This window comes from Yaniella soli, assembly GCF_054782375.1.
Map to the genome: position 1 here is coordinate 1 of NZ_BAAGSP010000007.1, position 25,038 is coordinate 25,038.

At 56.6% G+C, this 25,038-nt stretch carries 21 protein-coding genes and 1 tRNA gene; 8 read left to right on the forward strand and 14 right to left on the reverse strand.

Annotated features, from left to right (window positions below; genetic code table 11):
- Positions 1 to 98 precede the first annotated feature (98 nt).
- The 5 genes from hpf to mtrA all read right to left on the reverse strand — a co-directional run bounded on the left by hpf (position 99) and on the right by mtrA (position 5,910).
- Positions 99 to 776 (reverse strand): ribosome hibernation-promoting factor, HPF/YfiA family, encoded by a 678-nt coding sequence (gene hpf, locus ACYVJT_RS05185; protein WP_343955833.1) that lies wholly within the window; start codon positions 774 to 776, stop codon positions 99 to 101.
- A gap of 180 nt (positions 777 to 956) precedes the next feature.
- Positions 957 to 1,565 (reverse strand): ComF family protein, encoded by a 609-nt coding sequence (locus ACYVJT_RS05190; protein ID WP_343955832.1) that lies wholly within the window; start codon positions 1,563 to 1,565, stop codon positions 957 to 959.
- A 220-nt stretch (positions 1,566 to 1,785) separates the two neighbouring features.
- Positions 1,786 to 3,480: an LpqB family beta-propeller domain-containing protein gene (locus ACYVJT_RS05195; protein ID WP_343955831.1), complete on the reverse strand. Its 1,695-nt coding sequence runs from the start codon at positions 3,478 to 3,480 to the stop codon at positions 1,786 to 1,788.
- Positions 3,477 to 5,234, reverse strand: a complete 1,758-nt coding sequence (mtrB, locus tag ACYVJT_RS05200) for an MtrAB system histidine kinase MtrB (RefSeq protein ID WP_343955830.1) — start codon at positions 5,232 to 5,234, stop codon at positions 3,477 to 3,479. Before mtrB ends, ACYVJT_RS05195 begins: the two co-directional genes overlap by 4 nt.
- Before the next feature lie 4 nt (positions 5,235 to 5,238).
- On the reverse strand, positions 5,239 to 5,910 hold the full coding sequence (gene mtrA / locus ACYVJT_RS05205; RefSeq protein WP_343955829.1) for an MtrAB system response regulator MtrA: 672 nt from the start codon (positions 5,908 to 5,910) through the stop codon (positions 5,239 to 5,241).
- 207 nt (positions 5,911 to 6,117) lie between these two features.
- On the opposite strand from mtrA, the gene ACYVJT_RS05210 reads away from it, so the two are divergent.
- From ACYVJT_RS05210 to ACYVJT_RS05230, 5 genes are read left to right on the forward strand one after another with little or no spacing between them, the layout of a single operon-like run.
- A complete protein-coding gene (locus tag ACYVJT_RS05210) occupies positions 6,118 to 7,434 on the forward strand; it encodes a glycerophosphoryl diester phosphodiesterase membrane domain-containing protein (protein ID WP_343955828.1) in 1,317 nt (438 codons plus the stop codon).
- Entirely contained in the window at positions 7,434 to 8,081 is a 648-nt protein-coding gene (locus tag ACYVJT_RS05215; RefSeq protein ID WP_343955827.1) for a DUF4129 domain-containing protein, read from the forward strand. The genes ACYVJT_RS05210 and ACYVJT_RS05215 overlap by 1 nt, the downstream gene beginning before the upstream one ends.
- On the forward strand, positions 8,078 to 9,280 hold the full coding sequence (locus ACYVJT_RS05220) for a hypothetical protein (protein ID WP_343955826.1): 1,203 nt from the start codon (positions 8,078 to 8,080) through the stop codon (positions 9,278 to 9,280). The genes ACYVJT_RS05215 and ACYVJT_RS05220 overlap by 4 nt, the downstream gene beginning before the upstream one ends.
- Positions 9,277 to 10,233 (forward strand): AAA family ATPase, encoded by a 957-nt coding sequence (locus ACYVJT_RS05225; protein WP_343955825.1) that lies wholly within the window; start codon positions 9,277 to 9,279, stop codon positions 10,231 to 10,233. Before ACYVJT_RS05220 ends, ACYVJT_RS05225 begins: the two co-directional genes overlap by 4 nt.
- A complete protein-coding gene (locus ACYVJT_RS05230; RefSeq protein ID WP_343955824.1) occupies positions 10,233 to 11,525 on the forward strand; it encodes a DUF58 domain-containing protein in 1,293 nt (430 codons plus the stop codon). Before ACYVJT_RS05225 ends, ACYVJT_RS05230 begins: the two co-directional genes overlap by 1 nt.
- A gap of 242 nt (positions 11,526 to 11,767) precedes the next feature.
- Here the strand turns inward: ACYVJT_RS05230 and ACYVJT_RS05235 are convergent, their stop codons facing one another.
- From ACYVJT_RS05235 to ACYVJT_RS05250, 4 genes are read right to left on the reverse strand one after another with little or no spacing between them, the layout of a single operon-like run.
- On the reverse strand, positions 11,768 to 12,745 hold the full coding sequence (locus ACYVJT_RS05235; RefSeq protein ID WP_343955823.1) for a hypothetical protein: 978 nt from the start codon (positions 12,743 to 12,745) through the stop codon (positions 11,768 to 11,770).
- Positions 12,742 to 13,077, reverse strand: coding sequence for a chorismate mutase (locus ACYVJT_RS05240; protein WP_343955822.1), 336 nt, complete (start codon positions 13,075 to 13,077; stop codon positions 12,742 to 12,744). The genes ACYVJT_RS05235 and ACYVJT_RS05240 overlap by 4 nt, the downstream gene beginning before the upstream one ends.
- Positions 13,078 to 13,087: 10 nt before the next feature.
- On the reverse strand, positions 13,088 to 14,227 hold the full coding sequence (gene mnmA, locus ACYVJT_RS05245; RefSeq protein WP_343955837.1) for a tRNA 2-thiouridine(34) synthase MnmA: 1,140 nt from the start codon (positions 14,225 to 14,227) through the stop codon (positions 13,088 to 13,090).
- Between the two features lie 21 nt (positions 14,228 to 14,248).
- On the reverse strand, positions 14,249 to 15,448 hold the full coding sequence (locus ACYVJT_RS05250) for a cysteine desulfurase family protein (RefSeq protein WP_343955821.1): 1,200 nt from the start codon (positions 15,446 to 15,448) through the stop codon (positions 14,249 to 14,251).
- Between the two features lie 38 nt (positions 15,449 to 15,486).
- Between ACYVJT_RS05250 and ACYVJT_RS05255 the strand changes: the two genes are divergently transcribed.
- Genes ACYVJT_RS05255 through ACYVJT_RS05265 form a run of 3 tightly spaced genes read left to right on the forward strand, consistent with a single transcriptional unit; the run spans position 15,487 to position 18,303 of the window.
- Complete coding sequence (locus tag ACYVJT_RS05255; RefSeq protein WP_343955820.1) at positions 15,487 to 16,359, forward strand: J domain-containing protein; 873 nt, start codon at positions 15,487 to 15,489, stop codon at positions 16,357 to 16,359.
- Positions 16,356 to 16,865 carry a tRNA (cytidine(34)-2'-O)-methyltransferase gene (locus ACYVJT_RS05260; protein WP_343955819.1) on the forward strand — a complete coding sequence of 170 codons (510 nt, stop codon included), beginning with the start codon at positions 16,356 to 16,358 and terminating at the stop codon, positions 16,863 to 16,865. The genes ACYVJT_RS05255 and ACYVJT_RS05260 overlap by 4 nt, the downstream gene beginning before the upstream one ends.
- Before the next feature lie 58 nt (positions 16,866 to 16,923).
- Complete coding sequence (locus tag ACYVJT_RS05265) at positions 16,924 to 18,303, forward strand: anti-sigma factor domain-containing protein (RefSeq protein ID WP_343955818.1); 1,380 nt, start codon at positions 16,924 to 16,926, stop codon at positions 18,301 to 18,303.
- Here the strand turns inward: ACYVJT_RS05265 and ACYVJT_RS05270 are convergent.
- The 5 genes from ACYVJT_RS05270 to ACYVJT_RS05290 form a co-directional block, all read right to left on the reverse strand.
- Positions 18,300 to 19,052 (reverse strand): PIG-L deacetylase family protein, encoded by a 753-nt coding sequence (locus ACYVJT_RS05270; protein ID WP_343955817.1) that lies wholly within the window; start codon positions 19,050 to 19,052, stop codon positions 18,300 to 18,302. The genes ACYVJT_RS05265 and ACYVJT_RS05270 overlap by 4 nt on opposite strands.
- Positions 19,053 to 19,080: 28 nt before the next feature.
- Positions 19,081 to 20,373, reverse strand: a complete 1,293-nt coding sequence (locus ACYVJT_RS05275; protein WP_343955816.1) for a S1C family serine protease — start codon at positions 20,371 to 20,373, stop codon at positions 19,081 to 19,083.
- Positions 20,374 to 20,580: 207 nt separating this feature from the next.
- Positions 20,581 to 20,654 (reverse strand) — tRNA-Met (locus tag ACYVJT_RS05280).
- A gap of 63 nt (positions 20,655 to 20,717) precedes the next feature.
- Positions 20,718 to 23,846, reverse strand: coding sequence for a UPF0182 family membrane protein (locus ACYVJT_RS05285; protein ID WP_343955815.1), 3,129 nt, complete (start codon positions 23,844 to 23,846; stop codon positions 20,718 to 20,720).
- A gap of 74 nt (positions 23,847 to 23,920) precedes the next feature.
- Positions 23,921 to 24,973 carry a YlbL family protein gene (locus ACYVJT_RS05290; RefSeq protein ID WP_343955814.1) on the reverse strand — a complete coding sequence of 351 codons (1,053 nt, stop codon included), beginning with the start codon at positions 24,971 to 24,973 and terminating at the stop codon, positions 23,921 to 23,923.
- Positions 24,974 to 25,038 lie beyond the last annotated feature (65 nt).

Below are 25,038 nucleotides of genomic sequence, written 5' to 3' on the forward strand. Positions count from 1 at the left end.
CCGGAACAAGGCCGGGAGACACCAACCTCCCCGAAAATCCCGTCCCGCCCGATCATGGATTCAACGCCTCAACCGATCACTCATCGGTGGATCAGGGTTTAAGCTTTAGCTTCGCGATAATCGCGGGTGACTTCTGACTCCTCATCGCCCAAAGAGATCACACCGTAAGACCAGCCACGGCGACGGTAGGCGACCGATGGCAAGTCCGTTTCTTCATCAATAAAGAGATAGAAATCATGTCCGACAAGTTCCATGTTGTCGATGGCATCGTCCAGCGTCATCTTCTCGGTTGGGAAGACCTTCCGGCGAATGGTGACGGGCACATCACCGTTTTGTTCCAGACGCTCCTGTTCTGCCTGCTCTTGGGCTTCTGCGGCCTGTTGCTCTAGAACTTCTTCTACTAGCGAGACGTCGGAAGGAACCGGCGAAAAATTTTGGGTAATTTCCTGTACCGATGCACGACGCCGCCCGCCTTTGGCACGGTCACGCAAACGCCGTAAGCGCTCTTGCAACCGTGCGAAAGCGTGATCAAAAGCGATTTGCTTATCGTTGTCGTTAGCTTCTGAACGAACCACGTCGCGAGGTGAGTGCAAGGTAAGCTCTGCAGTCACCAAGCCGGATGCGCCGGTATGTGATTCACGAGAAACGAGTTTGACCTCCAGACGCTGCGCTTGTTCGGTCAATGATGAGATCTTGTCGAATTTTTCCTCGACGTACGAACGAAAGTCGTCCGAAAGATCCGTATCGCGGGCCAGGTAATTGATGTCGATAGCCATCAAATCCTCCTCGTGTACTAAGAACAATTAGGTCAGCGACGAAACAACTCAAACTGATTGCGTTGCTTCGCCGCCTACGCTGGTCATCCCAATGGTACCCGCTCGGGACCTCCACGATAAGTTTTGCTGCAACGATTTGGCAGAGTTCCTAAAAACTGACATCTTTTGCCTCGTCAGCCCTTAGCTACGTGGCATAACAGCAGCCACCACGACGGCTGCCACAACATCGAATCCGGCTGCTTCCAGCGTCCTTGTTGCCGCAGCGATCGTTGCGCCGGTGGTCACCACATCGTCGACCAGAATGACGGGTTCCGCAGGTGGCTTATGCCGAGTTGCAATACTGAACTTATGACGAGAGCCATCTCGTCGGCTCTGCACACCACTGCCCCAGTGTGAGGCCCTGGCAAGGAGTTGCCACCGCGTTTTGAGCGTTTTCACGTCGTAAACCAACGTAGGAGGCGCGGGTTTAGGCAACATGGTACTCACGGGGTTATACCCGCGCTTTCTCATACTCGCGCCGGAGGAGGGCATGGGGATCAACCGATAATAGGGGTATCCAAAATAGTCAGCCACATACTGCAATGTACGAAAAGCGATGGGACGGAGGAAACCTGCGACGTTGATGCGTTGGTGGTCTTTATAGTTCAAGAGCACCCGCGACATTTCCGTCGTATAAAACGAGGACGCGAAGACCGGCAGCGGTTGACCGGTGACCATGTCCAGCGGCAACCCGTCAGCAAATTCCTGAACTTGCATGATCTGATCGTTTTGCTGTTTCAAAAGATCCATGCAGTCTAGGCACAGCTGGTGGGTAACTGCATCGGCCCAGACACACAAGACACAAGGGTTCGGGACTAACAGATTGGCCATGCCTCGCCACGCTGCTGTTATTGTCTTGGCTGCTGGCGACGTCACGAGGTCATCCAATATATGCAGGACTGTATTCATGATCTGAGTATGGCCCAATGCAGTCAATGAGCGCCGGTGTGTCGCCTAGGTTGTGGATTCTCTAGCCGGGATACGACAGTTGTGTGGGTGCGCCGGGTTCGACACGCCAGTTGTTGCCCACCCGAAGGTAGACGTTGTCCTCGGTTTCGGCGTAGACATTGCCAGCTCCGGTGGAGAAATTGACCATACCTAACATTGGTTTGAAGTTCACGGATGGCCCTGTCAATCCAACGAGTTCCAGTTCGACGCGTTCTCTATCTGACACGCGGCCGGCCAGGACTTCGGAGGTGGAATACCACGAGACCCTATTTGGCGATTCATCGGTTTGTAACTGGAAAATATTTCCCAGTGCTTGTGGCTGGCCGTCTTCATCACGGATGAGTCCAGCCATATAGAGTTTGGCTGGGCCATCCGACGGCGTGACGACGACGGCGGCACGCGTGCCCTCCGGGGAGATACTCAGTGCACTAATTTCGGCGTCTTGTTCCGTCCATGGATGCGTGATTTCCAGCACTTGGCCAGTGCGATTCGTCTTTGCAGCAATAATGGTGTTGTCATCGGTTGCGGTAAATACCCAATCGTGCACATCCATTGAAGGGGCAATGAGATCTGTGCCAGTGGCAATTTCATACGATTGCGTTGACTCATTGGCGACATAGAGCGTGTCACGATCCGTATTGAGGAATGCAGCCGTGTCGCGCTCTCGGTTCATGGTCGGTTCGATAGGCTCGAGGTTCGCTACGTTGGGGAACCCGTCGAGCGTATTGGTCGAGTTGGCCTCGTACGCCACGAGTTGATTGGTTTCAGGGTGAACACCGATTTGAGTATTGCCGGTGGTCACGGAGTTATCTGCGGGGACAAAGCCATCTGGCGGTTCGCCTAAGTTTATACTGGCACGTTCCCTCGTCATATCAACTTCAGAAACGCCCGGGTAGCGTTCCAACGTTAAATCCAGTTGCTGCTGCATCCGGTGTCTGGTGAGGTCAGACGTGTCCTGAAAGGTTTCGTCGGTCAGGTCTACTTGAGCTGTCGCGCTCGATACTGGCACAGTGTCGCGAAATAGTTCCGCATCGGACGGGAATGCTGAGACCACAGCCCCTTCCAGATAATCGGCTGGACCGTTCAGCAGGGCTCTAACAATCGTAGCGGTCTGATTAGGGCTATTGAGCATCCACCGTACATCGGGCACCGCGTAGTTATAGGTGGGGTCGTAGAAGTACAGAGTTTGGGTATTGAAGAGCGCTCGGAACTGGGCAGAATCTAAGCTAATTCCATCGGGCAGCTCACCAATGCGCCACTGCCCATCGACTTGCACCAGACTAAAATCAAAACTTTGTGTCGTACCCTCGTCAGCAACTTCGAGCACTCCGGCATCATCAAGGGACCCCACCGAGGTGAGTTCGACACTGTACTGATGGTCATCAGTGGAATCCACGATTGGACGCCCCGTATAGATCGTGGTTTGTGCCTGTGGATCCCACTCTTCGGCTGCGGATTCAGTCAGAAACTCCCGAGCAGTCGAAAAATCACCTTGGATTCCTGTGGAAGCCAAAATGAAGCCGCTAATTATCGACGTAGGAGTCGCATCGGTTGCCGGACCAGCGGGGTTAAACGTATACGCGGTATGTCGGTCGATATCGGCCTGTTGATCTGATTCCCCCACCTGGCCCGATTGCGGCAGACTCGCGCAACCAGCCACCAAAACGCTAGAGAGTAGTCCGGCCAGAATCAGCCGGATGAGGTGTTGCAACCTCATGGGAGCTCGTCCTTGGGCTGGTATAAATGCTGCTCGGTCACTCGGTTGAATACCGAGGATTGGTTCGCCTGCTCATCGGGATCGACGGTGTCAACGTCTCGTGGAGCAAGGCGCATCCCCCGGTCATATTCTGGTGGTAAGTCCAAGGGCGGCTCACCCGAAACGACCGTGCCAGAGATCCGCGGCAGGGTGACACGAAAAGCCGCACCTTGGGCAGCTTTGCCCCACGCATCGATCGTTCCATTGTGGAGGCGGGTATCTTCCACAGCGATAGCCAATCCAAGCCCAGAGCCGCCAGTCGTTCGCGTGCGGGCGGGATCAGCACGCCAGAACCGGTCGAATACATGTTCGAGATGCTCTTGGGTCATGCCCATTCCGTGGTCACGAACCACGATGGATACGGCGGTGTCATCGCCCTGCAGGACGACGTCTACCGGCTTGGATTCTCCGTGTTCAATCGCGTTATTGACCAGGTTTCGCAGGATACGTTCGATACGGCGGGAGTCGACTTCCGCAGTGAAGGACTCGCCCTTGGCTACGATGGATAATTGTGTGTCAGTTTCATCTGCCAAAGGTTGAGCAGTTAACGCCACATCTGCGGCCAGGTGGAGTAGATCTGTTTTCTCGAGCGATACTTCTGCTGCGCCGGCATCAAACCGCGAAATTTCCAGCAGGTCAGCCAACAGCGCTTGGAACCGTTCGACCTGGTGTTGCATTAACTCTGTCGATCGACGCAGTACCGGGTCGAGTGCATCGCGAGAGTCGTAGAGTACTTCAGAAGCCATCCGCACAGTCGTCAATGGGGTGCGCAATTCGTGCGAAACGTCGGACACAAAGCGTTGCTGTATTTGCGATAGATCCGCCAGCTGTGTGATTTGGTCCTGAATATTATCGGCCATCTTATTGAACGATCCAGACAGTGAACCGACTTCGTCGGTGCGTTTAACATCCATCCGTACCGACAGATCGCCAGAGGAGAGCCACTCCGCAGTCTGTGCTGCCTGTTGAATGGGCTTGCCCACCGAGCGGGTCACCCAGAGTGCAATACCGATATTCATAATGACTAAAACGACGCCGGCCACCAGCAGCACGTTCATGAGATAGTCGATGGTAGCTTGCACATCAGACAGATCGTAGATGAAGTACAGCGCGTAGTAGTTTCCCGGTGGCAGCACGACTTGGGTACCAAATGCGAGGCCTGGTTCCGTGGAGCCGGCATTCGGCAACGAAATGGACTGATAATAGATACCGCTACCGGACGAAACTTGTTCCGCAAGATCATCCGTGATCAGCTGATCGGTGGCGCCGCCTGAACTCATCGACCCGACGTAGAGGTTGTCCTCTTCTTCCAGCGGTACCAGCAGGAACTCTCGAGCGAACGCGGTCTCATCGGTCGTCAGCTGACGAAGGGTGTCTGCAACGAGCGAGGTCGTTGAATCTTCGTCGGCCGTAGCGGCGTTCTCAAATACCTGTCGTGTTTGCTGCAACGCATGATTTGCTTCGGCTTGCACCTGATTAAAGCGCGATTGGAAGAGCCCGCTGGTGATCTGTTGCGTCAAAAAGAACGCCAAAAACAGCGATCCGATAATGGTCGCCGCAGCAGCGATCACTGCGGTGCGCAGCGACATCGACGAATCCCATTCGCGAATAAACCGTCTGCGGGTACGGTGAAACACACCGAAGATCCGTTTGAACCAAGGTTTTTTCGGCTGCTGAGGTGGTTCTTCGGTCGGAAGGGCGACGTCGGTGGACATGATATTAGCCGGCTTTATACCCGACTCCCCGTACGGTGAGAATCACTTCGGGATTGTCGGGGTCTTTTTCTACTTTGGCACGTAGACGCTGCACATGGACGTTAACCAAGCGCGCGTCACCCTGATGACGGTAGCCCCAGATTTCTTCGAGGAGCTCTTCACGGGTCAACACCTGACCGGGACGACGCGCCAACTCTACAAGCAGGTCAAATTCAAGCGGTGTGAGGCTCAGGCTCTCACCATCGCGAGTCACTTCATGGCCTGCCACATCGATTGTCAGATCAGCGATTTCAAGGGTTTCAGGGTCCCGGGTATCCGTCTCACGCAGACGGGCGCGAACGCGTGCTACGAGTTCAGCGGGTTTGAATGGTTTGGGCACGTAGTCATCGGCGCCTGCTTCAAGACCACGCACGATGTCAGCGGTTTCGGATTTTGCGGTCAACATGACCACCGGAGTGTCAGAGTCTCTGCGAAGTTCGCGCAGAATTTCAATGCCATCTTTGCCCGGGAGCATCAGGTCCAGGAGCACAAGATCGGGATGGACGCTGCGATACATATCGTTGGCGTGTGTGCCGTCATAACAAAAATAGGTTTCGAAACCGTCGTTATTCAGGACAATACCGATCATCTCGGCTAACGCTTCGTCGTCGTCAACCACTAAAATTTTGGTCTTCAACCCTGTTCCTTCCCGCGCGATTGGCATAGTAATTACCTGGATAAAGCATACCGGACAACTACTCCTCATCAGTTTCATATTGTGGTTTAAGGTAATCGCGCTAAAATTGCCGTCTCTATGGTGCTTCTGGTGGTTAGAATCTGGTTTAGCAACCGGTTGACTTACACAGTGTGAAGATCCGAAACGAACAACCTTTGGAGGAGCCAGGTGTCATTTAACGGCCCATCGAGCCCACCCCCTGGACAACCGGGGCCTTATCAAGGCGGCTCATATGGCTGGCATCCCCAAGGTAGTCAGCCTGGACCTGCACCCTATCCGCAGCAGGGTTTTATGCCCATCGCGCAGCCGGGTTCATTGCCCTTGCGAGCCCTGACTCTCGGTGATTATTTCACCGCGTTGTTTGCCGCTATACGCTTCTCGCCCGGAGTGTTTTTTGGAGCGGCCCTAATTTTCGGGGCCATCGCTGCCATGTTAAGCGCTACCGGGGAGTTCCTCATGCTGCGCGCTTTTGGCACAAGCTTGATGGACCCGACTGTCCCTATCGACAACTTCGTGTCCGGCTCAGGAGTTGGTTTCCTCGCCACGACATTACTGTCTGTGGTGACGCTGGTTTTGGGACATGTCTTCAACTGGGCAATCTACTCCGTCATGATTGCCCGAAGTGCTATCGGCGTGAAGACATCGCTTAGCCAAGGCTTCCGGTTCTTACGTGGCCGGTGGGGGCGACTCATCGGCGTGCTCGCGCTCATGCTGGCCGCCCTGTTTGTTTTATATATCGTCATGATCCTGGTCGGTGTTTTAACATTCACGCTGATTTTTGCCGGGGTAGAGCCGGGGGACTTCGGTGCAATTTTCTTAGGTTTCATCACATCGTTCCTGATGGCCTGTCTCCCGCTGTTGGGAGCCGCATATTTCGTAACGCGGTGGCTGTTGATAGTGCCAGCCATGGTGATCGAAGATATCGGCATTTTTGCTGCACTACGTCGCTCATGGCGCCTGACCCGCGGCCACTTCTGGCGCACGCTGCTGATCTCAGTGTTGTTCATGCTGATTTTTTGGTTCGTGTCCTACGTCATCATGAGCCCGTTATTGTTTGTTTCATTCTTTGTGATTATGTCGGCGGGCACAGAAACAGAACTCAATACGACGATGCTGATCGTTAACTTCGTGGTCTCGGCTCTCGCACAGATTGTGGGTTTCATCGTCAGCAGCATGTCGTTACTGGTCGGGATCTTTTTCTATTTTGACTATCGCTTCCGCAAAGAAGGACTCAGCCTCGAATTTCAGCAGTTGGCCGCACAACATGCCTCGGGAAACACCGCCGATCGGTTCGATACGTCGTTGGAGGAGCAGACAGGCTCCAACGATGAATCGAATGACATCATTCCCGGACGCTACAGCGCAGGTCTGCAGCAGGCTCCCTCCCCCGGCTTCCAACAACCACCTCAGGCCCCTGGCCCATACGGTTCCGGGCCATACGGCCACGGACCACACGGACCACCGAATCCTCCAGGATTGTACTGATGACCGCCACGCCCTGGACCCCCAACGACGATGAGGCTCGGCACCTACTCGATGAGCGGATTGAGACCTACGACCTGACTCCCGACCCTTCTGGTCTTTGGCAAGCCTTCATTCGGTGGCTCAATGAGTTACTCTCCCTCGATGTGGATCCGTCCGGCCCTGGCACCATTGTGTTGCAAGTCCTGTTGATCGTGGCCGTGGGCGTTTTAATATTCTTATTCATCAAGTTCTTCCGTCCCTCGGTGAGCCCGGACGCATCAACAGATGAATCCCAATTGATCGATCCGGCTATCCCCGCAGAGCAGTATTTTGCCAACGCCGAACGCTACTTGGCCTCGGGAGAGCTGCATCAGGCTTTTATCCACGCCTACCGCGCAATGGTGCGACACGCACAACAACGCCAACTCGTCGAGGTGACGCCCTCCACCACGGCCACTACATTCGGTTGGGCGCTGAGCGCCGTCCTCGCCTCCCACCGCGATGCCATCAATCATGCCTCCAGTGAGTTCAACCGCGTCATCTACGGTGGGACTACACCGAACCGCCAAGACGTTGAATCGATGATGCAACTGGCCCGGAGCGTTCAAACAGCACGACCACAAGCCGCACACCCGCACGATGATCCGGCGAGGTTGATACCGCGATGAATACCCGTCCACGTCGCAAATTCGGGTTGATTTCGGTCGTCGCACTCGTGGTAGTCGTGTGGCTTGTGATCATGATCTGGATTGCAGTGCAGCCACAACGCGCCGGAGGCAGTCTGGGCATTGATGAGGAAACCGGCCCCGGGGCCGCAGGCATTACCAGCGTGCTCGAGGACCAGGGCATTGCGGTTCGTCCTGCTCAAACGATGTCCCAGTTGCGCAACGAAATGGAGCAGACGCCCAATGCCACCGTGCTGTTTCACGACAAAAACTCTGCCATGCAAACGGCCTCCTATGAACGCTTACAAGAGCTGACAGAGCTCGTACCCGCTGACCAGCGAGTCTTCGCCGGGGTATCCGAGCCACAAATGAGCCACATGCTCAACGGCATCGATGGCATACAAGGCATCCCGGGCGGCGTCGAAGAGGTACAATTGGACAACTCGTGTGCGGTAGATGCCGCACGCGAAGCCGGTACGATCAGCGACGTGTCAAGCGGCGTGGTCGTCGGTGACAATGCCGACGGGTGTTTCGCCGTTGGGGACGAGGCAATGGCTGGGGAACACCAGGCGTACGCCTATGCGCAGACAGCACAGGGCTCGATTGTCTTCGCGGATGCCCAGATGCTGTCCAACTACGGCCTGTACGAAAACGGGACCGCCACCTTGGCCACCTGGGCGTTGGGACAATCCGACACGGTGATCTGGTTCCAACCGGACTTCACCTTGGATGCCGATGGAGACGGCGACCTCTCGCCGGTACAATTACCCGATTGGGCCCGTATGGGCATCGTGTGGGCCATTATCGTCACCGGTATAGGACTGTTCTTCATCGGACGACGCACCGGTCCCGTCATCACCGAGCCGCTTCCGGCGGAAGTTTCGACCGCTGAAACGACCGTGGGCCGCGGACGCATGTATGCCCAAGCCAAGCATCACGGCCACGCACTAACCATGCTGCAGCAAGCCAGCCTGGCCCGGCTCGCGCGGCTGCTGCAGCTCAGCGCGCAAACACCACCGGACGAAATTCTGGCACAAACCGCAACCCAACTGGGCCGCCCCGTGGCAGAACTCCACGGCCTCTATAGTCCACCGAGCGATGAAATTACCTCACGAACGTTTGTCACCTGGGCACAACACCTACAAGATCTTGAACATCAAGTGCGTGATCGCTTCGCCGCACCACCAAAGGAGTCACAGTGAATCAGCAAACCGCCCGTCCCCAACTCAACGATGTCCGGGCCGAGGTTGCCAAAGCCGTGGTCGGCCAGGACCACGCCGTCACCTCCCTGTTGATCGGGTTGCTGGCTGAAGGCCACGTCTTGCTCGAGGGCGTACCCGGTGTTGCTAAAACCCTGCTGGTACGCAGCCTGTCCGAAGCAATGGACCTAGACGACACCCGCGTGCAGTTCACCCCCGACCTCATGCCGGGCGACGTAACCGGCTCGCTCATTTACGATGCGTCCACCGCACAATTTACGTTCCGCCAGGGCCCAGTGTTCACCAATCTGATGCTCGCCGATGAGATCAACCGCACCCCGCCAAAAACTCAGGCGGCATTACTCGAGGCGATGGAAGAACACCAGGTCTCGGTGGACGGCACCACGCATCGCCTTCCCGAACCGTTCATGGTGATCGCCACACAAAACCCCATCGAATATGAGGGCACCTATCCCCTGCCAGAAGCCCAGTTGGACCGGTTCATGCTCAAGGTCAAACTCGATCTGCCAGCACGCAACGAGGAAATTGAGATCCTGAACCGCCACGCCGCCGGGTTCAAACCCACAGACCTGGTACAAGCAGGGCTCAATGCCGTCGCCGATCAGGCCACCATCACCGCCGCGCGTGCTGAAACCGCTAGGGTGAAAACGTCCCCAGAAGTCCTCGCCTACATTGTGGATCTGGTCCAAGCCACACGAACCTCCCCGTCATTCCAGGCCGGCGTCTCACCGCGTGGTTCCACGGCGCTGATGAAAACCGCCAAAGCCTGGGCCTGGTTGTTGGGCCGTGAATTCATCACCCCCGATGACGTCCAAGCCCTCGTCTTACCCTGTTTACGCCACCGCGTGTCGCTGCGTCCCGAGGCAGAAATGGACGGCGTCAACATTGACCAAGTACTCCAGGGCCTCATCGCGACCGTAGCGGTGCCTCGCTAATGTACATTTCGTATCGCTTCGTGCTGGTGGCAGTCGCCGGGTTCATCCCGATGGTCTTCTGGCCGAGCTGGGGTACGGTTTTTGCGCTGCTGGGCATCCTGGTCGTGCTGCTAGTGGTCGAGCTTGCACTGACGCCCTCGCCCCGGGCCGTGACTCTCACCCGCAGCGACAATAAGAACATTCGGCTAGAAGAACCACTCAAAGTTTGGGTCGACGTCACCAACAGTTCCAGCCGTAGAATGCGCGGCCAGATCCGTGACGGTTGGCAGCCGGCCGCACACGACGCTCAGCCCGTGCATCGTCTCGATGTCACTTCCCAGGACACGCAGCGCTTCACGACGACTCTGACCCCAACGCGACGCGGCACCGTGCGCACACGAAAACTGACCGTGAGAACCCAAGGTCCACTGCGACTTGGTGGCCGCCAGTACACCCACACCTCGGTGGGCGAAGTGACCGTGGTTCCGCCGTTTCGCTCGCGCCGTCATCTTCCCTCACGAATTCACCAATTGCGCGAAATTGAGGGTCGCTCGGCGGTGCACATGCCCGGCGCGGGTCATGAGTTTGATTCGCTGCGTGAGTATGTTCGCGGTGATGATGTGCGAACCATCGACTGGCGAGCCTCGGCACGATCCCACGAGCTCATCGTCCGGGCCTACCGACCCGAGCGCGACCGGCGCGTGGTTGTAGTACTCGACTCTTCGCGTGCATCGGCCGTTCGAGTCGGCGACGAGACACGCTTCGATGCCGGAATTGAAGCCGCGCTCTTTATCTCAGCACTGGCCAATGCCGGCGGAGACCGCGTTGATTTGGTCACCCTAGATCAGACGATTCGGTCCCGTTCGTCATCCGAAGAAAAAGGACAACTGCTCCACCGTATTTCCACGGCCCTTTCCAAAGTCTTTCCGCGTTTGCTGGCAGCAGACTGGACCGTGTTGCCACCAGAGATCTCCAATATCACCCGCCAGCGCGCGTTCATCGTATTGGTCACCCCGCTTGATTCTGCGGCGATCGAAGAAGGGCTCATCCCGATCTTGCCGGTGCTGACCAAGCGCAACGTCGTCCTGATCGCTGCGGTAGCAGACCCTGAACTCGATGCCATGGCGCAAGCTCGCGAAAGTTCTGACGATGCGTTCATCGCCGCGAGTGCTGAAGCCCAAAAACTTCGGAACCGTAAGATGGTGCAGTTGCTGAATCGTTACGGTGCTGAGGTCGTTGAGGCACAACCCGATGAACTTCCGATGGTCGTTGGTGATAGATATCTGCGACTCAAAGCAGCCGGTCGTCTGTGATATACGTTAGTGGCGTCGTCACGATGCTCACAGAAAGTCTTGAGTCGCAGCTCGTTCACTGGTCCAAATTATGGGAAGTCTGACATCCGGTACTCACGGCGGCACCAACGGCGCCAGCCTAATACTCTCCCGCACCGCAGTTGCAGGGGCTTCCGGGTCTAAATACCAAAGCTCATCGTCCGTCACTGAGACCTTCCGAGAACGGTCTTTCACAGACACAATGCTCGCGTACGACGACGGTGCTACAAGGATGCTGCATACCCTGCAGCGTGATCGGCCAGAATGTGGAGGTCTTGCAGTCCGGGGCCGGCATCTGTGGCGGATGCATTGTGAAAACGTCGTAGGAAACGTACGTGGTCCAACCCCTCGTAACTGGCACCCCAATCGAGGTACTGTTGCACAAGTTCTTCGGCGTAACGTTCAGGATGATCCCGACGTTCTATTTGCAAGGCAACGGGCGTCTCTTTCTGCACCAGACGGTCAACCAGCTCCCAGGTCTGCTCGGTCATTCGGTTACGGCCTGTCGGCCAGTCCAGCACAACACCGCAGACTGCAGCTGCCGTCCCGATAAGCTCGGAGGACGTTTCGATAAGCACCGTGGCGTCCTGGGCTGCCGCGGTCTCCCACATGGAACGTACTTCGGACACATCGATGGACCATTCGAAACCGGCACCTGAAGCAGTGCGAACCTGCCCGTTGACAGCTTTATACGCCTGCGCTTCGTCAACAATGATGGTCGGTGCAGCGCCGAGGACGCCACGGATCCGGGCGATGAGAGTCGCTGCACCTTCGGCCCAAGCACCGGTAATATCGCGACGCGCACCGGCGTCGCGAAGGATACGCTGCCCGGAGGGTAACCACCCGGCCATCATTAACGCCACGGGACCCAGCAAGCGCACCGAGACCTCCGGTACAACATCGTCGGCGGCGATATCGGACATCGCCTGGATGGTGCTATCGCGATGCGAGATCGCGCGCAGTTGGTCAATGGCAGAAATTCGCTCGCCATGTTGCAGCTGCCAGCCATAGGAGCGCAGCTGAAATGGCAGACTCAGGTTGGCAGCAACCTTGCCAACGCCTGTCGCATGTGGGCCGACGTCTGGCAGTTCTGCCAGCACAGGGATGTGCGGCGTCCCAATTTCGTTGTGCTGCAGTGCATAGACGGCGTGGAGATCGGTCCCGGCGAAGGTTCCATCGACCAAACCCACCGGTTGCGTCACTGGTGCTCCTGAGAGATGGCCTTGTGGTGACGGATGACTTCTTCGATGATGAAGTTCAAGAACTTCTCGGCAAACGCTGGATCCAGTTCCGCGTCGCGAGCTAACGAATGTAACCGTTTGATCTGTGCCTTTTCGCGTTCTGGGTCAGACGGTGGTAGTTCATGTTTGGCTTTGAGCCGACCGACCTTCTGAGTACATTTGAACCGTTCGGCCAGCAAATACACGAGCGTCGCGTCAATATTGTCGATGCTGGACCGGATGGATAACAGTTCTTCAAGGATCGCCGGATCGGTGGTATCCGTCAACGAGGATGCCGTGGAATCGTAGTTCATAGCTCTTAGTTTAGACGTGTGCGAGGCGCTCGGCGTTGATTGACTTGTGGATGGTCACCTGACCGAGCACGCGGGTGCCCTGGTAGACGACCGCAGTCTGACCGGGCGCAACACCTTGAATCGTCTCGTCCAGTTCAATTTCCCATACGACGGCTTCGGCCCCGTCGACGTCACCGGTCGTCACCCGAGTACGGCCCGGCACCGGTTCGGCGTGGGCCCGTACTTGCACGTGGCAATCGAACCATTCGCCCGTGGAGTCTTCGGCGATGGGGAGGCCTGCCCAGGACGGACGGATACCGGTGATCCGATCCACCGAGAGCATCTCGCGTGAACCAACGACCACTGTGTTTTCCTTTGGACGCAGTTCAAGCACAAAGCGCGGTTTGCCGTCTTCAGCGGGTTTGCCAATGCCGAGTCCGCGACGCTGACCGATGGTAAAGGCCTGCGACCCGGGATGGGTACCGACTTCCTCACCCTCGGTATCCACGATGGGTCCGTCTTCCATGTCGATTTTTTCTTCAAGCCAACCGCGAGTATCGCCATCGGGAATGAAGCAAATATCGTGGGAATCTGGCTTCTGCGCAACAGAGATGCCACGTTCGGCTGCTTCGGCGCGCACCATCTCTTTGGATGGCGTGTCGCCCAACGGAAACATCGAATGCTTCAGCTGCTCGGCCGTGAGCACACCAAGCACGTAGGACTGGTCTTTAGCGTCATCTGCGGCGCGGTGCAATTCCAGTTCCCCGGCCTCACCTTCGATCACCTTCGCATAGTGCCCGGTGACCACGGCATCAAAGCCCAGGGCAATAGCACGTTCCAGCAAGGCTGCGAATTTGATGCGTTCATTACAGCGCATGCACGGGTTCGGTGTGCGACCTGCGGCATATTCTTCAATGAAATCGTCGACGACTTCTTCTTGGAAACGCTCCGAGAAGTCCCAGGTGTAATACGGGATGCCGAGTTTTTCACAAGCACGCCAGGCGTCCGAAGCATCCTCAATCGTGCAACACCCACGAGAGCCAGTGCGCAGGGTGCCAGGCATACGCGACAGCGCCAAGTGCACGCCGACGACATCATGGCCTGCTTCTACTGCACGGGCGGCGGCTACTGCCGAATCAACACCGCCCGACATTGCTGCCAAAACCTTCAATTTTTTCATAGTGCTCTCCCGTTATCGGTGCGAATTCGCTGTCCGGATCGATGACATTTCCGCTGCCATACCGGCATCTGCTGCCGCCCGGTAGATTCCTGGCAGCGACTCTAACACCGCGTCAATGTCTTCTTGCGTCGTCGTATGTCCCAGCGAAAAACGTTGGGTGGATCGGGCTGCTGCTTCGTCCTGGCCAGTTGCCAAGATGACGTGCGAGGGACGTGATACCCCAGCATTACAGGCTGATCCCGTCGATGATTCGATTCCTGCCATGTCTAACCCAAATAGTAACGAGTCACCCTCTGCCCCCGCAAAGGAAAAGTGCACGTTCGTTGGAAGCCGATAATTGGCATCTTTGGGGCCTTGTAGTTTGGCGTCCGGGATGCGCTCTTGGACCGCGTCGATGAGCTGATCTCGCAGACCCGCCAAGCGCGCAGATTCTTCAGCAAGATTGGCCGTGGCTTCCTCAGCAGCCGCAGCAAATGCCAGGATCAACGCGTCGGCGGTCGTTCCCGACCGGATTTCACGCTCTTGTCCCCCGCCGTGTAAGACGGGCACCGGTTTTGCGTCGCGGCGCACCAGCAGCGCTCCAATGCCTACGGGGGCCCCGATTTTGTGCCCCGACAGCGCCATGGTCGTAATTCCGGGGACAAATGTGACCGGAATGGCACCGAAAGCCTGCACCGCGTCCACGTGCAAATCCACCCCGGCATCCTGGCACAATGTAGCAATGGTTTCGATGGGTTGAATGGTGCCGATTTCATTATTGGCCCACATTAGTGTCGCCAAGGCGATACGGCCCTCATGTTCTTGTAACGCGGCCTTCCAGGACTCCACATCGACAAAGCCCTCCTCGGTCACGTCCACAAACACCACGGTGGCATCCTCGTGGGCCTCCAACCACTCAAGCGTTTCAATGACCGCGGGATGCTCAACACGGGTGGCAATGATGACATCGCGTGGAGCATTGGCCCAGAACAAACCTTTAATCGCCAGGTTGTCAGACTCAGTCCCGCCGGCGGTAAACAGGATCTCGCTGGGATCAGCAGTCAGCGTCGCCGCGAGTCGGTCGCGTGCCTCGGCGACCTGGAATTTCACCGAGCGGCCTGCAGAGTGCAAGGCAGAAGCATTACCGTTGCGTTTGGCCTGCGTCACGAAGGCGTCCAGTGCGACATCACGCACTGGAGTCGTGGCTGCATGATCAAGATAAATACGGGACATGTCCTCTAGTTTAGAACAGCACAGGTAGAATATGGCCCGTGTCAGACAATCCAGGTAACCGTTTAGACCCATATGCAGTGCTCGGGGTCAGCCCCTCGGCGAGCGAGAAGCAAGTTCGCCGGGCATACTTGGCGTTGGCAAAACAACACCACCCGGATCGCGGCGGTGATGCAGCTCGCTTTGATCAAATCACCAAAGCCTGGAAACAACTTTCTGAGGTTGAACCCGAACCGGCGTCCGAACCACAGGGCCCCAATCCCGCACCCCGGACGAATACCGCCCCACCGACCGAGGCTGAACCGTTCCGGTTCATTCCACCCCTGGCGGAGGGGCCTGTCCAGGTTCCCGGCAAACCGCCGGTGACGGTGGATTCGCCCTTGGCTCAACGAGTTGTTCACGGAAAGATCCCGGGTGGCTTCTTTGGCCGTCAAAACCGCACGCTACACACTCGGCTCTCTGACATGTTGCAACAGCGCGTGCACTCGGCGCTGCCTGCAGTGCGAATTTTTCACGGTGTCAAACTTTCACGTCGGCATGTCTTAGACACCGTGCTGCTCGGGGGCAGCAAGCTCGCAGTGTTCTCTGCACAGCACGCCCCACCGGACGTCTACCAGTTTAATGGCACCGAACTTATGGGCCGGAAGCGCGTTGTGCTCGATGATTTATCCGACGCCGTAGCGGGGTTGCAGCAACTCTTCCCGAACCTTGAAGTCGGCGCGTTCTCGGTCATTTTTTCCACGAACCCCCATGCCCCGACGATCCAAGCGTCTACGACACTCAACACTCTTGGGCTTTCCGAAGCGCCTGCTTCGATCATGGATGCGGTACGCCAGGTCAAACTGTTCATTGGCACAGGCGACCACAACGTCGTCGATCGAACCAGCATGGGCCAACTGATCGCAAAATTATGAACCCACACGACACCGCACCCCGCGCCCCACACACCACGAACCCGACATTTCGCATCGTGTTCCACGCCCCCGAAATCCCGGGCAACACCGGAAACGCGATTCGCCTTGCAGCCATCACCGGTGCCGAATTGCACCTGGTAGAACCACTGGGTTTCAATTTCAACAATGCCCACCTACGCCGCGCCGGCCTGGATTATCATGATCTCGCGTTGGTGACCGTGCATGCGAGTCTCGCCGCAGCGTGGCAAGCGCTGCAGCCCGTGCGGGTTTTTGCCTTCAGCGGCTCCGGGACCAAACGCTATGACACGATCGCCTATCAGCCCGGTGATGTTCTACTGTTCGGCCAAGAATCTACTGGTTTACCCGACGATGTGTTAGAAGGTGAGATGGTCACTGAGGCCGTCTACCTACCGATGCAAAGCGGTCGTCGTTCACTGAATCTGGCAAATTCTGCGTCAATTGTGCTGTATGAAGCGTGGCGGCAACATGAATTTTCGGGGAGTTAGCGGCGCTTAGGGCGCGCCGAAAGGCTCCTGAGGTCAAACTGCTTCTAAGCTAGGTGTGATGGAAACACAAACTCCGGGCCCAGCCCAGCTTTTGCAGTTAGCCGGCGAAGATGACACCGCCGCATTCGCAGCGCTGTACGATGTCACCTCACCGCAGGTCTACGGCATGCTCACCGCGCTCTTTCCTACTGAAGACGATGCCCTTCAGGCCACCACCGATGCCTACACATCACTGTGGCGGCAGGCTCCGCATTTCACATTCGACTTCAACGTGGACCACGCCGATGAACAAGCTCGGGATCGTACCGTCGTCGCATGGATCAATTCCATCGCACAACAAACCGGCCGCTACCATCGTCCTGATGCCCAAGACGTCGGCGGTGTGCCGCGCATGCAAGCCATTGCCAGTCGACTGACCGAACTGCAGCCCCTCACGGATGCCCAGGCATTAGCCCTGACAACCATCTGGTTGGGAGGCCGCACCATTGACGAGGCCGCTGCGGAACTCAATGTCGCCCTACCAACGTTGAAGTCGCGCCTGCGAGACGCCACCATCCGGCTGACTCGCCATTACCTATCTGAAATTACTGGTCGCACCAATCCGGAGTCTGATCCACTGTTGACGACCCGCATCACCGGATCCCTCTCATCTTCGGGTGGGCAAACTGCCGCCTTCTCGGATGACGTCGAGTCCGATCTGCACGTCGGGCTGGGCACTGAACTCGCGACCCTGAATGCACTGCAGGCTCTTGATGACGCCGAGTCAGTGGCTGTGGAAGCGTGGGTGAACCGCCAGGATCGCGCAACAGCCACACATTTGCGCGCACGGCACGCTCTGTTCCAGCGCATGCTGACCTGGGCGTACCGGCGGGTGTCAGCACACCCACCAGCAAAACTCTTGGACTCAGTGCTGGATCAGCTCCCTGAGCAAAACGTCGGCATCGGCTTCATAGAGGGTGTTGAAGAATACGAGGTTGCAGAGGACCCTGTCCAACAACGTCGCAGCCGGACGATGTTTATTGTCGTCGGTGCTGTACTGATCGTTGCGGTGATCGTTGCATTCATCTTCTTGAACACCGGTGATCAGCGAATTCGTAGCACGGTGGATGGCGCTGACGATACCGTCACGACGGAACCCCTCGAGATGGACGAAGGCTCGGTCACCGGGCATTATTCAAACCAGGAAGATGTCGCGTACCTGACCTTTGAGGATGTCCCAGAGATCGACGACGATCAGATCTACCAGGTTTGGTTATTCGAAGAGCCAGGCGGGTCAGTCGTTTCTGTCGACACCTACACCCAGGAGCAGCTCGAAAACGATGAGGTACAGTTCCGTGGCGTTACCGCCTACGAGCTCCTCTGGATCACCGTGGAACCCGATACGGGCTCCGAGAATCCATCCGGTAGTGCCGTAGTCGAGATGCCGTTAGAGGACTAAAACCCGGCGAACGTGGTCTCATCATTCACTGCTACCAAATGAAAAACCTCTGCTGCACGCTCGGCATCCGGGTGGTTCGCTTCGACAGCGGAACGTACCCTATCGTCCATGGCCTGGGGGTCCGGGTGCTGCGAATTATGTTTGTGCAGGGCGTCTAATTTTCGTTCGACGTGCTCGGTCACATCAACCCTCAGATTCACCAGATCAGCGGGGGCGCCCATCATCCACAATTGGCCAATTCGAAAGGCCGGCAAGTGTTCCAGGCTCGGATAAGCAAACGGGTTTTCCACGGCCGGATACACTGCACGCACCGTCGCTTCACCAACCGCAATGTGATCCGGGTGAGACGCCTGGAGCCTGTCCCAGTTGCGTTGCGGATGCTGGGTAATCACCACATCGGGTTGGACCTGCCGCATTACCGCCACGAGTTCGCTGATCAAATCGTGTGAGGGCTCAACATAACCGTCAAGATATTTCAGATACCGTACTTCGCTGACACCAACAACGCCAGCGGCATCACGCTGTTCCTGTTCTCGTCGGGCTACCATCGCTTCGCGCGAATGATCCAGTTCGAAACCCCCGGCGTCTCCCGACGTCACCAAACAGTAACTGACGTCTACCCCGGCCGCCGTGAGTGCGGAGACGGTGGCTGCAGCCCCGAAGTCAATATCATCAGGATGCGCGGCGATAACTAACGCACGCGAAATATTCGACCTCGTGACGAGGTCTTGGGCAAAAACAGGTTGCATGCACTCTCCTTCGTGCCCAAGTCTAGTCCTACTCCATGCTCCCTAACTGCAGCGTTTCAGTAAATTCTTCGCCGTCACGAACAACGGTCATCTCGACTTCGGAATCTGCAGGATATTCACTGACCGTGGCCGACAACGAGCCCGGATCAGTCACACTCTTGTCATCGATACCGACGATGACATCGTCTGTCTCCAAATTGGCGCCTGCTGCGGGGCCATCTTCGACAACTTCAAGGACTCGAGCACCAGAGGAAACATTCTGATCGCCTGCTGGCACGATACTCACGCCCAGCATGCCGTGGGTTGCTTCACCGTTTTCAATCAACTCTTGCGCAACGCGCTGAGCATAGTCGACCGGGATAGCAAAGCCGAGGCCGACATTGCCTTCGGTTCGCGTAGCAATAGCCACATTGATCCCGATCAGCCGACCCTCATGATCCACGAGCGGGCCACCTGAGTTGCCCGGGTTAATCGCGGCATCCGACTGGAGAACGTTCAGATGAATTTGGCCTTGGCCGGTAGGAGGTTCGGTGTCCTCTGGCAGACCAAATTCGAAGGGGCTCTCCTCTTCTGGTGTTTCAGGTTCTTCTGGGACCGCTGAGGAAGCCACGGAAATTGTTCGATCGAGGGTAGAGACGATGCCCTGCGTTACCGTTCCGGACAACCCCATGGGTGCGCCAATGGCTACCGCTTGGTCGCCAACGTTCAGATCTTCCGTCGACCCCATTTCAATGGGGGTGAGATTCTCTGCTTCAATTTTGATGACTGCCAAATCAGACATGGGATCCAGGCCAACAACTTCTGCCTCATGTACCTGGCCGTCGGAAGTTTGAACCATCACGTTGGCTGCCGCGGACTGACCACCAAGGGTCACCACGTGGTTATTGGTGAGAATGTGCCCCTGTTCGTCCAGGACCACACCGGACCCGGAGCCTTGGGCTTGATCTCCACCCACTGACAATGTGACAACTGACGGTGAGGCTACAGCGGCAGCCTCGGTGGTTGGGGTGACGTCGTCAGTGCGATTCAATTGTGGGGACTGCTCTATTTCCGCGCCCGCAGATGCCCCATTGTTGCCAAAGTAGTTGACTGCCAGGCCACCAGCTCCGCCACCGAGGAGGGCTGCAAGCACGACCGAGGACCCTAAAACCGGCCAGTTGATACGTTTGGGCTTCTTTTCCTGCACAGGAACGGACTGCTGGCCATAGGATGCCTGTGACGGAGGTGGTGGAGGCGGGGCATCCATGAGGTGTTGCGTTGGCTGCTCGTGCGCATCGCCCGAAGGCTCACGCTCGGGTTGTTCTGACCAGTTGTCGTTCATTATCCGTATCCGTCCTTTCGTGTCAGGACTATTTTGGTACAGCTATCTGGGCGTCTCCGGGATGAATTCCGAATGGTAACTGAGTGTTTCCCTAAAAATATCTGGACCTACCAATGGTCGCATGTCGAAGCAACTGGGTGCAGGATAATCCACACTGTTCCAGAGACGAAAAGACCCCCGACATTGTCGGGGGCCTTCTCGTATTCGTTGCGGGGGCAGGATTTGAACCTGCGGCCTTCGGGTTATGAGCCCGACGAGCTACCGAACTGCTCCACCCCGCGGCGTGTAGTTACACTCTACACACCGCGGAAATGGAATGCAAACCGAAGGATTCCCTATATCCCTTAGTCAGAGCCGTTTTCGGCGTCTGTGTTATCAGTGTCACCATTATCCGACGCTGGGGCCTCACCATCGTCGAGTTCGATGGCTTCTTCCAAGGCTGCTTGCAGATCAGCTTGTGCCTCACCGTAAGCTGCCCAGTCACCGTCAGCCATGGCTTCCTCAGAGCGGCTCATAGCATCACGTGCGTCTTGGAGAGCCTGATCCAGCTGGTCAGATGGAGCATCGGCCATTGGTGGCTCTGCCTGCTGCTCGTCGCCTTCGGCTGGATCTTCGGTCTGCGGATCGTCGCTTTCGGTTGGGGCTTCACCCTCATCTTGCATTTCAACTGGTGTTTCAGCGCCGGCATCACCTTCAAAGACCTGATCAAGGGCCTCAGCAAAGGTGTCAGCGAATCCGACTTCATTACCGAATGCGACCAGTACCTTCTGCAGGACTGGGTATGAGGTTTCACCGGTCGAACGAACATAGACCGGCTGGACATACATGACGCCCTCGGCCACGGGCAAGGTGATCATGTTGCCGTTGATCACATCCGAAGCGCCCTGACGCAGCAGGTTCAGTTCTTGCGAAACAGTGTCATCAGAGTTGAAGTTGTTCTGCGCTTGTCCAGGACCAGGTGTTGTGGTCTGGCGTGGCAGTTCCAGCATCTGAAGGTGACCGTATGTGTCGGCCTTCACGCCGTCTTCGCCCGTTCCAGCATTACCGTTGGCTCCCAAGAATCCGTAGAGCACGTTACGCGTGGTCTCACCTTCACGTGTTTGCGGAATAAACGGAGTGGTTAGCTGGAATGCTGGATCCTGCCCCGGCATCTGCATCGTCATGTAAAACGGTGGGATAGGCGTATTCGATTCCGCTGCCGCAGTTGGATCATCCGGAACGGACCACTCGTCGTTGGCCTGGTAGAAGTCCCCTGGGTCACTGACATGGTAACGGGTCAACTTTTCACGTTGTACATTGAACATGTCTTCTGGGTACCGGACGTGTTCCATGAGCTCAGCTGACATTTCAGAGTACGGCTGGATGGTATCACCGTAGACGCCCGACCAAGCCTGTAGCAGCGGGTCCTCTGGGTCCCAAGCGTAAAGGTTGACGGAACCGTCATAGGCATCAACCGTGGCTTTGACCGAGTTGCGAATGTAGTTGATCTGCCCAGTCAGCGTCAGGCTTTGATCAACGTCAGTCGTACCTGCGGTCGCAGATTCCAATTGGCTCTGATCCGAGTACGGGAACGCATCCGAAGTGGTATAGCCTTCCACGATCCACTCGACTCGACCATCCACGATGGCCGGGTACGTATTGGGATCAACTTCTAGGTATGGTGCCACTTTTTGCACGCGCTCAACCGGCGTACGGTCAAACATGATCTGCGAATTTGAGTCCACGTTCTGCGATAATAAGATTTCTGTCGAACCAAACTTGATGGCATAGGCCAGCTGGTTGAAGAAGTTTCCGATGCTCGGGCCGCCATCGCCGGTGAAGGTGTAGGCGGTGTCTTCCTCCTCGGAACCTTGTTCCGCTGGACGGTCCCGTTCACGATCCGGTTGACCTTCTTCTTTACCTACGATGGAGTACTCAGGCGAGTTCAGACCGAAGTAAATGCGGGGTTCGTATTCTTCTTCGGTGGCGAGTTCACCCGAGGTTGGGATACCCGACAGCAAAAACGATGGACGTCCACCGGCACCAACCTCGGCGGCGTCTGCGGCAACAACGCCATAACCGTGCGTGTAAATGGTGTGCTGGTTGACCCATGAGTCATCACCGGGAGGCGAGACCTCACGTGCTGCAAGCACGGTGTCGTGTACTTCCCCGTCGATGTTATAGCGGTCAATGTGCAAGATGTCCGGGAACGAGTAGTACGGGCGGAACTGCTGCAGCTGACCGAAAGTCTCGCTGAGCAGATTCGGATCCATCAACCGGACATTTGCCGTGGTCTCGGCATCGCCGGCAAGCGCACCTTCTTGTGCTTCAGTTTCACCCGCGTAATCGGTGTAGTCCACATCCGCGATATCGTAGCCGTCGCGAGTGTACGCAATGTTGCGCTCAATATATGGCGCTTCCATGGTCTCTTCAGAAGGCGATACGCGGTATTCCTGGATCAAAAACGGGTAGATCGCACCGGCAATCAGTGCGGCAACCAGAAAGCCCGCCACACCGATGATCGACAAGCGCCAGCGTCCAGTGACCATGGTCGCAATGAACAGTCCGATGACGATGATGGCGGCAATGGCCAGGATCGTCGAAGTCGGGATGACGGCGTTGACGTCGGTGTACATGGCCCCGGCCCAGTTGCCGGACTGATCTTGCAATGTTTCGTACCGGTTGAGCCAGTATCGTCCCGCCTGAAGCAGCATATACACGCCAGCAAACACCAGAATGTGGAAACGCGCTGCCCGTTCGACGGTGATGCCCGAGCCTTCTTCAATCCGAATACCACCATAGAGGTAGTGCACGACGAGGCCGGCGATACCTGCTACGAGCACGACCGAGACCAAGAAGGACGCAATGGTGTTCAAGAATGGCAGGGTCGCCATGTAGAAGGTCAAGTCCAAACCAAACTCTGGATCTTGTTGACCGTATGGCACTTGGTTAAAGAACAGCAGAACCTGTTCCCAACCATTCATCGCAGCGGTACCGGCAAAGAACCCGATCAGAATTGGCGCACCAATAAAGACCAGGCGGCGGATTGGTTCAAGTTGTTTTTGGTATTGTTCGACGTTGCGGCGCAACTGACCCGCGAGGTTCTTGGGTCGATACTTATAGGCCAGATGCAGCGCCAACCAGCTGATTGCGGCCATGACGACACCGGCGACAACAAATAATATTGCCCTGGTGATGTGTTCGGTCCAGAACACTTGTTCATACCCCAATTGGTTGAACCACAACACCTCGGTGTAGACCATAGCGAACAACACGAAGAGGGCAACCAGCACACCGAGAATAATCAGTGTGAGCAGTAGTGCCCCCGGACGGCGCATACCCGTGCCGCCCGTGTTGCCTCTATCATCGTCCCCTGAGCCTCCGCTGCCTGACGAAAAACCAAACCCGCGGGAAGACCCGCCGGAGTCGTCAGAGCCACCGGAGGAGTCATCCGGGCGACCAAAAACGCCGCCGAATCCTTGTCCGAAACTCACAGTAGTTCCCTATCTGCGGGCTGTGCCCGACTCATTTTTATGTACAATCAGTGAAATTCTAGCGAACTGACAGCTCATGAACAGGTGGGAAAATTATTTTCACCTGCGGGCGCAGCCAAAATATCTAATGCCGAGTCCAGTGTATCGACACTATAAACAGTCATGTCATCTGGCACATGCGTGATTTCCTGGCAGTTCATTTCAGGGGCCAAGAAGATGTCAGCGCCTTCTTGCGCGGCGGCCGAAACTTTTTGCTGGATGCCCCCAATTGGTCCGACGGTTCCATCGGGATCAATCGTTCCGGTACCTGCAATGTGGCGGCCATCCGTAATCGATTCCTCCGTCATACGGTCAATCATCGCGAGTGTGAAAATGAGACCTGCTGATGGGCCACCCACGTCCTGAAGATAAATCTCGACGTCAATGGGAAACTCAAATTCAGAATCTAACAGCACTCCGAGCTGATAGCTTCCGTCCTCAGCCTGCGCCACAGGAATCGTGTAGGTCTCCTCGGAGCCGTCCCTGCGAATCGTCATATCCACCGGTTCGCCGCCTGCCTCTTGGATGGTGTTGACCAATTGGCCATGCCCGGTAATTTCGGTGCCGTTGACGCTGAGGATTTCGTCATCGGGTTCCAGGGTCCCAGCAGCAGTCGATCCGTCTGTGAAATCCAGCGCGAATAACCGTTGCATGTAGTCGATATCGAGATGTTCCAGTGCGGCTGCCACTGCCCAGGACTGAGAATCAACCATGGCTTCTGCGTTTTGGCTGCGCACTTCATCGCCGGTGGTTTCGGGCGGATAGAGCAATTCCGCCGGTGTAATCGCCGGGTATGGCTGGATCGCGTGATACAGCACTTCGAGGGGTAATGATGATGAAGTGGGTGGACCAGAGACAGAAATCGTCGTGAGGTCCAACCGTCCTTCGGTGGGGTAGGTCTGGGCACCATCAATCTCCACCATGTCGTGAGTGACCCCCTCGATGTCGACTTGCTCCAAGGTGTCAAACGTCGGGCCCGGCGACTGGATGGTATACGGGCTGGGGAGAAAAAGCGTGATGAACAGCAGAATGAGCAGGGATACGCCTGCTCGTTTGGCCCGTGGCCGAAGTTTTGTCTGTATGTTCATATATCGCTTTCGTTTGCTGCGTTCTGATTGAGTTTTCACACCCTAATTAGGGTAAGTTGAGTCAA

Coding starts and splice junctions, on each gene's coding strand:
- hpf (WP_343955833.1), bottom strand. CDS start 776: ATGGCTATCGACATCAATTACCTGGCCCGCGATACGGATCTTTCGGAC.
- ACYVJT_RS05190 (WP_343955832.1), bottom strand. CDS start 1,565: ATGGATCTTTTGAAACAGCAAAACGATCAGATCATGCAAGTTCAGGAA.
- ACYVJT_RS05195 (WP_343955831.1), bottom strand. CDS start 3,480: ATGAGGTTGCAACACCTCATCCGGCTGATTCTGGCCGGACTACTCTCT.
- mtrB (WP_343955830.1), bottom strand. CDS start 5,234: ATGTCCACCGACGTCGCCCTTCCGACCGAAGAACCACCTCAGCAGCCG.
- ACYVJT_RS05215 (WP_343955827.1), top strand. CDS start 7,434: ATGACCGCCACGCCCTGGACCCCCAACGACGATGAGGCTCGGCACCTA.
- ACYVJT_RS05220 (WP_343955826.1), top strand. CDS start 8,078: ATGAATACCCGTCCACGTCGCAAATTCGGGTTGATTTCGGTCGTCGCA.
- ACYVJT_RS05230 (WP_343955824.1), top strand. CDS start 10,233: ATGTACATTTCGTATCGCTTCGTGCTGGTGGCAGTCGCCGGGTTCATC.
- ACYVJT_RS05240 (WP_343955822.1), bottom strand. CDS start 13,077: ATGAACTACGATTCCACGGCATCCTCGTTGACGGATACCACCGATCCG.
- ACYVJT_RS05250 (WP_343955821.1), bottom strand. CDS start 15,448: ATGTCCCGTATTTATCTTGATCATGCAGCCACGACTCCAGTGCGTGAT.
- ACYVJT_RS05260 (WP_343955819.1), top strand. CDS start 16,356: ATGAACCCACACGACACCGCACCCCGCGCCCCACACACCACGAACCCG.
- ACYVJT_RS05265 (WP_343955818.1), top strand. CDS start 16,924: ATGGAAACACAAACTCCGGGCCCAGCCCAGCTTTTGCAGTTAGCCGGC.
- ACYVJT_RS05270 (WP_343955817.1), bottom strand. CDS start 19,052: ATGCAACCTGTTTTTGCCCAAGACCTCGTCACGAGGTCGAATATTTCG.
- ACYVJT_RS05275 (WP_343955816.1), bottom strand. CDS start 20,373: ATGAACGACAACTGGTCAGAACAACCCGAGCGTGAGCCTTCGGGCGAT.
- ACYVJT_RS05290 (WP_343955814.1), bottom strand. CDS start 24,973: ATGAACATACAGACAAAACTTCGGCCACGGGCCAAACGAGCAGGCGTA.